This window comes from bacterium (assembly GCA_022616075.1).
GTDB lineage: Bacteria > Acidobacteriota > HRBIN11 > JAKEFK01 > JAKEFK01 > JAKEFK01.
The window spans coordinates 1-10,144 of record JAKEFK010000209.1; the positions used below are offsets into that span (position 1 = coordinate 1).

A 10,144-nucleotide genomic window follows, 5' to 3' on the forward strand; every position below is an offset into this window, starting at 1 on the left:
CTTGAAATGGTCGCTGTGCTGGAATCTGTTTTGAAACGCTCCCCGATGCACCCGGGGGCGAATCATCTGTACATCCACGCAGTGGAAGCTTCTGCTCAACCGGAAAGGGCGCTACCGAGCGCGGAAAGATTGGAAACCCTGGTTCCCGCTGCGGGCCATCTCGTTCATATGCCGGCGCACATTTACATTCGCACTGGTAATTTTGCGGACGCTGCGACTCAAAATGAAGCTGCCATCGGCGCCGATGAAAATTATTTCAAGGAAGCCGGAGTTAAACAGGGATTTTATCCGGCTATGTATTACAACCATAACATTCATTTCCTTTATTATGCGCGTGCCATGCAGGGAAGATTTTACGATGCCAAAAAAGCAGCGGACCAGGTTGTTGCTAACGCTCTTCCGCACGTAAAAGAGATGCCCATGCTGGACGGATTCACTCCGACTTCCATGCTGGTCCTGCTCCGTTTCAGGAAATGGAACGATGCTCTGAATATTCCCAAACCGGGAGAAGGTATGCCGATTACCACAGCCCTGTGGCACTTTGGGCGCACCCTGGCGTTTGCGCGCACGAGCAGAATCTCCAACGCTGACAAGTCATATCCCATGTTTCAGCATGCGACAACGGAAGTTCCGGAAGACGCATTGATCGGATTGAATCCTGCTTCCGTTGTGCTCAAAGTGGCGGACGCGTTATTGCGCGCTGAAATCGCTTTAGCAAAAAAGAATCCAGATGCTGCGGCGCTTTTTAAGAAAGCAGTTGAGGCGGAGGATCTGGTCACTTATGATGAACCGCCTGATTGGTATTATCCGATTCGCGAAACTTACGGCGCTGTTTTACTGCAAGCAGGAAGAGTGGCAGATGCTGAAAAAGTTTTCCGCGAGGACCTGGCAAAGAATCCACGGAACGGTCGTTCCCTTTTTGGATTGTTGGAAAGCTTGAAAGCGCAAAACAAAGAAAGCGATGTCCGCTGGGTTAAGGAGCAGTTCGAAGAAGCCTGGAAAAGCGCAGACACTACACTTCGCATCCAGGACTTATGACGCCGAAGCGCATCGATATTTTTTTCTACGGTTTGTTTATGGACACGGAGACCCTGCGGTCAAAGGGCGTTCAGCCTGTGAACCCTCGCCTGGTGAGCGTGCCAGGCTTTGCGCTTCGAATCGGTCAGCGTGCAACCCTCGTTCCGGATCCTGATTCGCGTGTATACGGCGTTCTGATGCAGCTATCGCACTTTGAAATCGAACAACTCTACGCTGATGCGAGCGTGCAAATGTATCGTCCGGAGGCTGTGATCGCTGAGCTTGAAAACGCGGCTCCTGTTCCGGCGCTGTGCTTCAATTTGCCCGAGCCGCCTGGACCGGATGAAGCGAATCAACAATATGCACAAAAACTGCGCGACCTGGCCCGGCGTTTGGGGCTGCCTGCGCATTATGTTGATCGTATCGCATGACATCGGTGAAAATGAACCGTCAAGTCGCCAAGTTCGCCAAGACTACTTCTCGTTTTTTTGCCTTGGCGTTCTTGGCGACTTGGCGGTTATTTGGAGGATCACATGAAGCGATTATTCCTAGCAATTCTCTTCGTCATTGTTTTGTGGCAACCTTCATCTGAAGCCGGCGCAAAGGAGGATGAGGCAGCGATTCATGCGCTGAATCAGCAGTGGATTCTGTTTTTTAAGAATCGCGACACGGCCGGTTTGGCAGGACTCTTCACGGTGGATGGTGTAAGAATGCCGGACGGTGGCACAACCGCAGTAGGCAGGCAAGCGATTGAAGCGCAGTACCGGAAGGATTTTGTCGAACTGTGGAAGGAAAAGTTCGAGGCATCCATTATCGAAGATCAGATCGTGATTTCAGGAGACTACGCATTTGCCAGAGGCACGAACACATTAATTCATGAAGCGAATGGAAAGAAAGTACAGGAGACCGGGAAATGGATGGCCACTTTCCGCAAGCAGGGCAATGGCTCCTGGAAGTATTACTGGAGCACATACAACACTAATTAGGCGCTTCTTTTCCTTTCAAAGCATGAAAGAAAGGAAATTTCCCGATATTAGAGGCAGTCGTTAAAAATGCGGAAGAGGTTGCGGCTTGCGATTTTATCCACTTCTGAGGAACTGAAGCCGCGTTTTCGCAAGGAATGACATATAACAGGAAGTGAAGTGCAATCTTCCATGCCGTCCGGCCAAAAGGGGATGCCGTCAAAATCAGATCCGATGCCGACCGCTTCGACTCCAGCGATTTTAGCGATGTACTCGATGTGCCGGACTGCATCTTTCATCGATACCCGAGGTAACATTTTAACGAACGACCGCAGAATCTGCTCTTCTTCATAGTTATACATTTCCGGTTTGTGGGCCCATTTGGTAACCGCGCCCTGCAGACGTTTATGATAGCGGCTTTCCAGTTTTTTCTTCTCTTCATAAAAACGTTGATTGAGGAAAGCTGAGTAGAAATTAACAAAAACAACTCCGCCTCTGGCCGCCATTGCTTTGATCATTTCATCCGACATGTTTCTGGGATGAGAACACAAGGAGCGGGCTGAGGAATGGGATGCGATTACAGGCTTTGTGGAGGTTCGCAAAACGTGCCAGAAAGTTTTATCTGAAACGTGTGAGACATCCACGATCATGCCAATCCTGTTCATTTCACGCACCACTTCCTGTCCGAATTGCGTGAGTCCTCCCCATCGTTCTTCGTCTGCAGAAGAATCAGCCCAGTCGTTCGTATTGGTCCACGTCAAAGTCATGTAAATTACCCCAAGCCGACGGTAGGAGCGCAACACTGCCAGATCATTCATGATCGCGTGGCCACTCTCGATTCCCAGCATGGCAATCTTCTTTTGTTGTTCCCTCGCTTTTTGCACTTCTTTCATCGAAGCGCAAACCGAAACATTTTTCTTGTTCTTCTGAACTTCGCTTCGAAGAAGATCGATCATCTGAAGCGTTCTGTTTATATATCGATCTTTCCCCACGGAAGGATCGATAAAGCAGGCAAAAATCTGCAGATCATGACCACCCTTCAGCATTTTTGGAAAACTGACCTGTAAACGCTCATCTTGCAGCGTATAACCGAGATCCATCATTCGCATCAGGGCGTCACAATGTGTGTCGGCGATAAAATATTTTTTGCTCATGTCTTTTTGAACAGAAGGACGCAAAGATCGCTAAGACTTAATTTTTATTTTCTTTGTGCACTTTGCGAGCTTCTGTTCAAAAAATTATTCTTGCTTTTCGCGCTTGCGGATCATGGTTCCACGGCTTATTTCCTGAACTCGCTCGCGCGCATAGCGCGCCCAGCGGCTCCCCGAGTCAAACCGGAAATAAATCTCCCAGTGATGACAGGCTTCACGATACGAATGTATCTTGTCGTACACGAGCGCCAGATTGTAATGCGCATCGTAATATTCAGGATCCAGCTCGATCGCTCTCAAGTACATTTTTACCGCTGTGCGGAACTTCTTGAGTTCTTCAAAAATATTTCCCAGGTTGTAATAAGCAAGCTTGTAGGAGGAATTGATTTTCAGCGCATTCAGATAATAACGAATCGCCTTTTTCTTTTTGCCCACGCGGTAATAGATTGTCGCGAGATTGTTCCAGCAATCTGCAAGTGTAGGGTCCAGTTGAAGCGCTTTCCGGTAGGCTTTGACAGCAAGCTGCCATTTTCCTTCAATGTCATAGCGCAAGCCATATTCAAACCAAAAAAGGTGGTTCCTCTCTTTCTGACGAGACTTAAACGCTGCAGGAGCCGCATGCTCCCGGTCCTCAAAGCTCAGCAGGAGTTGCCCGTTGACCGGATCGAAAGAAAGTCCGTTGTAACGCATCATCAAAGTGTTGTTGTGAGAGAAAAATTTCAGCTCGCTGATTCCGTTGATTTCCGGGAATTTCTTTTTAATGAGCTCGATGGACCGAATCACTTGCTGGAGTGAAATTCCACCCGAAATCAAAGCAGCTGCGGCTCGCAGGCTGACAAGATCCTGAAATGAATAGAAGGAGCCTTCTTCGTTTTTAATGGAACGGCTGACAAACTGTATTTTTTCCCAATGACGGAGACGCCGGGGGGAGATGTCCAGCATTTTGGACGCCTGGTTCAGGGTAAAAGAATCCATCTTGTTTGCACGGATGCCATCCGAAACCCGCAATATCATAGCATATTTCGGTTTTTACTTTCTTGCGGTACCATCGAAAAGGATTAAACTTAACGGGAAAAGGAGTTCCTTCGTGTTTTGGAAAAAGAAGAGCGCCGAAGATTACATAGGAAAGAAACAGTATCAAAAGGCGATTGCCCTCTACAGAGAGAAGCTCCAGGAGCAACCCAGGAACACCGCACTTTTGATGAACATCGCGGACACTCTCTTAATGGATAAGCAAGTGGATCATGCGATTCGCGAATACAAAAAAATCGCAGTGATACAAACAGAACAGGGGTTCATATTAAAAGCGATCGCGGTCTACAAAAAGATTCTCAAAATTCAACCGGGAAACGCAGAAGTGGAACACCTGCTCAGCAATCTTTCTGAACGACTGGCGATGACAGAGCAATCGTCACCTGTGGAGAAAGCTAAAACACCACCCTTAAAGGAAACTGAAGAAGCGAATCTTGAGATTGAGAATAAGTTATTGAAGGATCTCAGTCCGGACGAGTTCAAGCAGGTCGTGGCGAAATTGAATCTCCGTCATTTTGAAGAAGGCGCCGTGGTTGTAAAGGAAGGGGATCCGGGTGATTCGCTTTTTGTTGTGGTTCATGGAGAGGTTCGTGTCTTAACGCGTACTCCTTTGAATAAGGAAGTGTTTTTGGCAAATCTTGGAGAGGGAGAATTTTTTGGTGAAATTGCATTGCTAACCGGAAAACCACGAACTGCGACCATCATTACGAATACCAGATCGGAACTCTTAGAACTGACGAAAGAAGATTATGAGAAGATCATCTTGCGTTATCCGAATGTGAAAAAGGTGGTGGAGGAATTCCACGTGCAGCGTACGTATAAAACAGTCGAAGCGATGATCCAAGCCGCCCAGGAAAAACCTTGAGATTTAAGAAATGCGAATCGTGTTTATGGGATCGCCTCAGTTTGCGGTTCCGAGTCTGGAAATTCTTTCCGGTTCAACTCATGAGGTTGTTGCAGTAGTCACTCAACCGGATCGTCCTAAGGGACGCAATTTATTGCCGCAAGCGCCTCCGGTGAAGATTGTTGCGCACCGTCTTGGGATCCCGGTGCTTCAGCCGGTGACAACGAAGTCCGACATTTTCCTTGAGGAAATGCGATCTTTTCATCCGGATTTGCTGGTTGTGGTTGCTTACGGAGAGATACTCAGGCCGACTCTGTTGAATCTCCCCCCTTATGGAGCGGTGAATCTTCATGCTTCGTTGCTTCCCAAATATCGCGGAGCTGCGCCGATCCCCTGGGCCATTCTACAGGGCGAGTCCCATACGGGCGCAACGACAATGTTGATCAATGAAGTCATGGATGGCGGGGACATCCTTTTACAGCAGGAATGCCCGATCTTGCCTGCCGACACGGGCGACACTCTCACGAAAAAACTCGCAAATCTGGGAGCTCCTTTGCTCAGACGGACTGCAGATCTATTGCAAAGAAATGAGATCACGCCGAAACCGCAGGATCTTGCGCAGGTTACCTACGCTCCGAAATTGCGTAAAGAAGATGGCAGGATCGATTGGACTAAGACGGCTTCCTGGATTTCGCGACAGTTTCGAGCGTTCGATGCATGGCCCGGAAGCTTTTCCTATTTTCGCGACCTGAGAGTGAAGTTCTGGTTGGCCCACGCTACGGAGGGGGAAACCACGAGTCTTCCGGGCACTGTAATTGCCGTCCAGAAGCATTCATTCCAGATTGCATGCGGAGAGGGTACGATCCTGGAAGTTCTTGAAATACAACCTGAAAACAGACCTCGCTTTCCCGCTGCGGATTTCATTCATGGCTATTCGATTCATCCACAGGATCGTTTCCTATCGTCGGCTGTTCCTTGACATGTCTGGGCTACCGAAGATAATATTTTTGAAACAGTCGGAGGGATGATGAACTTTCAACACGAAAAAGGTGAAGGCCGAGCTAACCTTATTTTTGGATTGGTCGTTCTTTTTATAGCTCTTTACATTGGTTGGAAGGTTATCCCGGTGATGATTCACGTTTATGCTTTTGAGGATACAGTGAATGAACAATGTAAGTTCTTACGCGGTCGAAGTCTGGACGTGCTCGAACAGGATCTGATCGAGGCTGCCGAGGTCGAGAAAATTGAATTGCAGGAAGAGCAAATAGAAGCCAAGAGAGTGCGCATCGATACTTACGAAGTACTCCGGGTGAACATCCAGTACAGCGTTCCTATAGTCACTCCTTTAAAAGTCATCCAGTGGGATCGTACCGTGAATTACGAGGCTCCCATATTTGAGTAGGTCTGCTTTCGTCCCCAGCGAGAACGTGAAACGAATCAACTGGATCGGTTTTCTGTTCTTGTTGCTCGCCATTCCGTCCTCAACAATGGCTGCGGAACTGGGAAACATCACGATTCCGGTGGATGGAGTACTCGGTGGAAGGCAGGTGCAGTCTGGCGTGTACGCTTTGAATATCGATGAAACTTCAGACCGGCCTTATCTTCAACTGAGCAAGAATGGAAATTTGATTGCAACGGATTTAGTTATTGTCTTACCCGCAAGAGGCGATGGAAAAACATCCGTGCAGATCACAAAAGTAGCAGGGAAGGAGTTCATTCGAATTCGCGCAAGGCACGAGGATCAATGGTTTTTTGCCTACCTGGAAAAAGCTCTCTAGTCTTATGGGCCATGCAATCGTGTTATTCAGTGGCGGAATCGATTCCACAACGGCTGCCGCGCTCGCGCGAGAGCAAGGATTTTCTCTCATTCTGCTAAGTTTTGACTACGGCCAGAGACACCGTGTGGAACTGGAAAGGGGTTCACAGGTTGCATTGCAATTTCACAACGTGAAACACCGTATTTTCCAGATCGATCTTAAAGGAGTCGGGGGTTCTGCTCTTACTTCCTTTCCGGATGTTCCGAAGGATCGCTTGATCGACGATCAAATTCCTGTCACATACGTCCCGTGCCGAAACTTGATCTTCTTTTCTGTGGCCGCGGCGTTCGGCGAAGTTCATGAAGCTTTTGATCTTTTTTACGGTGCCAACATTCTGGACTACAGCGGCTATCCGGATTGCCGTCCGGAATTCATAGAATCTTTGGAAAAGACGCTGAATCTCGGGACGAAAGCGGGAGTAGAAGGGAACCGGTTTCGAATCCACGCTCCTTTGCTGAATATGACAAAAGCGGAAATCATTCGAACCGGCCTTCGTTTGGGTGTGGATTATTCATACACGCACAGTTGTTACGATCCGCTGCCGGATGGATCCGCATGCGGCCGCTGCGATAGTTGTTCCATTCGCCGAAAAGGATTTGCCGAAGCGGGTGTAATTGATCCTGCAATGAATCGTTGAAATTTTTGAACAGAAGATCGCGAAGGTAGCAAAGAAAAACATTTTTTCTCTTTGCGAGCTTTGCGAGCTTCTGTTCAAGAGTTCAGATCCACGATTTATAAGGACAAGCCGATGAATGAAATGCGAAGGGATCCGGTAACGCGCAAGTGGGTAGTCATTGATAAAACGACGCCTGCTGATCAAATGGTGAAATCCTTGCGGAAGGCGGTAAAGCGGGAGGCAAGAAAGGTGAAAGAAACCAGTTGCGATTTTTGTCCGGGCAACGAGGAACGCACCTCTTCCAGCATCATGGAATTTGTCAATGGTGAATTCCGGTATCGGGCACATGATCCAAACTGGCAGGTTCGCGTCATACCGAACCGGAATCCGGTCTTTCAAATCGAAGGAAATCTAAACCGCAGACTTGTATCTAGTAACGACGTCATGGATGCGCTTGGCGCGCACGAAGTGATTATTGAGCATCGCGAGCATCGGGATTGGGATGAATTGGATCCGGGAGAAGTAACTTCGATTCTGGCCACGTTTCAAGAACGAATTGTGGACCTGTCTAAAGATGATCGTTTTGGCCATCTATTCATATTCAAAAATCATGGATCGACATCGCACGCTCGCATTACACATCCGCATTCGATTTTGATCGCTTCCCCGTCCGTTCCGGAAAGAATACGAAGAGAATTGCAATTTACCAGGCGCCATTTTCAGATGAAAGAGCGCTGTTTATTCTGCGATATTGTCACGGAGGAAATGCGGCCAAAGAATGCTAATGCGGGATTGATACGGGCTTACGATAATTTTGTCACACTGTCTCCGTTTTTTGCGTCACATCCTTTTGAAACATGGATTCTTCCGCGCAGACATGATTCCAACTTCCGGAATGCAAACAGGTCTCTGTTCCGGGAGTTGGCGAGCGCGATACAGGAAAATCTGGGAGTGGTCAAAAAGGTTGTCGGGCCGTTGTCTTACACGCTCTTGTTGTTCACACGACCCAATAAAGTATGGGGGGAGGAACGCGATTACTGGACAACGATTGATGATGATTATCACTGGCATTTCAAATTTATTCCCCGTTTTCCGCGTCAAACGGGACTTCACCGCAGTTTCAGCGCCGGTTCCGGTTACATGATCAATCAGATTCCCGCCGAAACAGCCGCCCAAATCCTCCGCTCAAGGCTCTAGCTCTTAACGCAGAGATGCAGAGCCGCAGAGAAAATTCTAAAATCTCTGCGTTCTCCGCGTCTCTGCGTTAAAAAGGAGGGTTATAATTTTTTCGTGGTTGGAACAACGATCTCTGACCGTTTCAAAATCATTCGCGAGCTGGGAAGGGGCGGAATGGGTGTGGTTTATCTTGCAAAAGACGAGCTTCTGGACCGCGAAGTCGCGATCAAGTTCATGTCCTCCGACTCCTTAAGCGCCACAGCAGAAGAACGCTTCCGGCGAGAAGCGCGAATCGTTGCAAAAATGGATCACCCTTCCATTGTGACTCTCTTTGACATCGGAAAGCATGAAGATTCACTTTTTATTGTGATGCCGTTTGTTCCCGGCTCGAATCTTCGTTTCCGAATGGAACATCGAATCCTTCGATTCAAGGATGTGATTGATGCCGGCATTCAAATTGCGGACGCGCTGGATTACAGCCACACGGCAGGAGTCATTCATCGCGATATCAAACCGGAAAACGTTTTAGTCCAGCAGGACGTCAGCGAATTGTTGCGTGTACGGGTTACCGACTTTGGTTTGGCGCGCCAGACCTCTGAAAACCGTTTGACCCAGAGCGGCGCTCTTGTGGGAACGGTTGAATACTTGAGTCCGGAACAAGTTTTAGAAACCGAAATCGATGGAAGGTCCGATATCTATTCGCTGGGCACAGTCCTCTATGAATGTTTTGTCGGGGACACACCTTTTACAGGTGAGATTCATACTGTGGTATACAGGCTCGCTCACGACCAACCTGCATCGCCACGTTCATTGGGAATCAATATTCCGGAAGAGCTGGAAGACATTCTCATGAATTGTCTTGAAAAGGATCTACGGCGCAGACCTCAGAAAGCTTCTGAGCTTGCGCAGAAACTGATTCAATTTCGGTCGCAAATGCAGGAAGGGGAAACGCTTTGCGCTGAACTTCGCGGCCAGGAAAGGATTACAAGAGTTTCGCGGCGGTCGGTAGTGGAACCGATGATCGGGCGAGCAGCCGAGATCACAGAACTTTTGCATCGTCTGAATGGCGCAGCAACGGGTGAATGCGAGTTCGTGATGGTGACCGGAGATGCTGGTTTGGGAAAATCACATCTCTTGCAGGAGCTGGAGAATCTCGCGCGAGCAAGAAAAATCAACGTGCTTCATGGAAGATTCGCCGATCATTATCAGACTTTTCCGTATCAAGGTTTTGGCGAGCTCATTCGGGAATATTTGCACGCAAGGAGGAATACCGGCCAGATCCCAGATTTTTCCGATCTGGCGGCAGATCTTGCTGCGCTCTTTCCGATGCTAAGTGAATTTGAAGTATTCAAAATTCTCTCACCACAAACCGGTCAGGCCAGGTTTGAGGACCGTCAGAACATTTTTGAATTGCTAGCGCGAGCTTTGTCCCGAATGACGGAAGGAAAACCGATTGTAATTTTGCTGGAGGACCTGCATGCCGCAAGCGCTTCGATCGAAGCGTTGCACTACATTTTTCGGAGACTTGC

General features: G+C 48.4%; 12 protein-coding genes. 10 read left to right on the forward strand and 2 right to left on the reverse strand.

The window, feature by feature from the left end; translation table 11 throughout:
• The 3 genes from L0156_16850 to L0156_16860 form a co-directional block, all read left to right on the forward strand.
• Window positions 1–1,038: hypothetical protein (locus L0156_16850; protein ID MCI0604657.1), on the forward strand; the 1,038-nt coding region annotated here is incomplete at its 5' end.
• The gene (locus L0156_16855) at window positions 1,035–1,448 is read left to right on the forward strand and encodes a gamma-glutamylcyclotransferase (protein MCI0604658.1); all 414 of its coding nucleotides are present in this window, start codon (window positions 1,035–1,037) and stop codon (window positions 1,446–1,448) included. The genes L0156_16850 and L0156_16855, both read left to right, overlap by 4 nt.
• Window positions 1,449–1,550: 102 nt before the next feature.
• Window positions 1,551–2,003, forward strand: a complete 453-nt coding sequence (locus tag L0156_16860) for an SgcJ/EcaC family oxidoreductase (GenBank protein MCI0604659.1) — start codon at window positions 1,551–1,553, stop codon at window positions 2,001–2,003.
• Between the two features lie 47 nt (window positions 2,004–2,050).
• On the opposite strand, the gene L0156_16865 is transcribed toward L0156_16860, so the two are convergent.
• A complete protein-coding gene (locus tag L0156_16865) occupies window positions 2,051–3,133 on the reverse strand; it encodes a dipeptidase (GenBank protein MCI0604660.1) in 1,083 nt (360 codons plus the stop codon).
• 84 nt (window positions 3,134–3,217) lie between these two features.
• Window positions 3,218–4,144 carry a tetratricopeptide repeat protein gene (locus L0156_16870; GenBank protein MCI0604661.1) on the reverse strand — a complete coding sequence of 309 codons (927 nt, stop codon included), beginning with the start codon at window positions 4,142–4,144 and terminating at the stop codon, window positions 3,218–3,220.
• A 73-nt stretch (window positions 4,145–4,217) separates the two neighbouring features.
• Here L0156_16870 and L0156_16875 point away from each other — a divergent pair, with 73 nt between their 5' ends.
• The 7 genes from L0156_16875 to L0156_16905 form a co-directional block, all read left to right on the forward strand.
• Complete coding sequence (locus L0156_16875; protein MCI0604662.1) at window positions 4,218–5,027, forward strand: cyclic nucleotide-binding domain-containing protein; 810 nt, start codon at window positions 4,218–4,220, stop codon at window positions 5,025–5,027.
• A 10-nt stretch (window positions 5,028–5,037) separates the two neighbouring features.
• On the forward strand, window positions 5,038–5,985 hold the full coding sequence (fmt, locus tag L0156_16880; GenBank protein ID MCI0604663.1) for a methionyl-tRNA formyltransferase: 948 nt from the start codon (window positions 5,038–5,040) through the stop codon (window positions 5,983–5,985).
• A gap of 48 nt (window positions 5,986–6,033) precedes the next feature.
• On the forward strand, window positions 6,034–6,408 hold the full coding sequence (locus L0156_16885) for a hypothetical protein (GenBank protein MCI0604664.1): 375 nt from the start codon (window positions 6,034–6,036) through the stop codon (window positions 6,406–6,408).
• A 25-nt stretch (window positions 6,409–6,433) separates the two neighbouring features.
• A complete protein-coding gene (locus L0156_16890) occupies window positions 6,434–6,784 on the forward strand; it encodes a hypothetical protein (GenBank protein ID MCI0604665.1) in 351 nt (116 codons plus the stop codon).
• A gap of 4 nt (window positions 6,785–6,788) precedes the next feature.
• Window positions 6,789–7,460 (forward strand): 7-cyano-7-deazaguanine synthase QueC, encoded by a 672-nt coding sequence (gene queC, locus L0156_16895; GenBank protein MCI0604666.1) that lies wholly within the window; start codon window positions 6,789–6,791, stop codon window positions 7,458–7,460.
• A gap of 111 nt (window positions 7,461–7,571) precedes the next feature.
• Window positions 7,572–8,636 (forward strand): hypothetical protein, encoded by a 1,065-nt coding sequence (locus L0156_16900; GenBank protein ID MCI0604667.1) that lies wholly within the window; start codon window positions 7,572–7,574, stop codon window positions 8,634–8,636.
• A gap of 93 nt (window positions 8,637–8,729) precedes the next feature.
• The coding region (locus tag L0156_16905; GenBank protein MCI0604668.1) for a serine/threonine-protein kinase at window positions 8,730–10,144 on the forward strand (1,415 nt) is incomplete at its 3' end.

What these genes read in the sequence shown, in the direction of transcription:
- L0156_16855 (MCI0604658.1), top strand. Translation starts at nt 1,035, where the DNA reads ATGACGCCGAAGCGCATCGATATTTTTTTCTACGGTTTGTTTATGGAC.
- L0156_16860 (MCI0604659.1), top strand. Translation starts at nt 1,551, where the DNA reads ATGAAGCGATTATTCCTAGCAATTCTCTTCGTCATTGTTTTGTGGCAA.
- L0156_16865 (MCI0604660.1), bottom strand. Translation starts at nt 3,133, where the DNA reads ATGAGCAAAAAATATTTTATCGCCGACACACATTGTGACGCCCTGATG.
- L0156_16870 (MCI0604661.1), bottom strand. Translation starts at nt 4,144, where the DNA reads ATGATATTGCGGGTTTCGGATGGCATCCGTGCAAACAAGATGGATTCT.
- fmt (MCI0604663.1), top strand. Translation starts at nt 5,038, where the DNA reads ATGCGAATCGTGTTTATGGGATCGCCTCAGTTTGCGGTTCCGAGTCTG.
- L0156_16885 (MCI0604664.1), top strand. Translation starts at nt 6,034, where the DNA reads ATGAACTTTCAACACGAAAAAGGTGAAGGCCGAGCTAACCTTATTTTT.
- queC (MCI0604666.1), top strand. Translation starts at nt 6,789, where the DNA reads ATGGGCCATGCAATCGTGTTATTCAGTGGCGGAATCGATTCCACAACG.
- L0156_16900 (MCI0604667.1), top strand. Translation starts at nt 7,572, where the DNA reads ATGAATGAAATGCGAAGGGATCCGGTAACGCGCAAGTGGGTAGTCATT.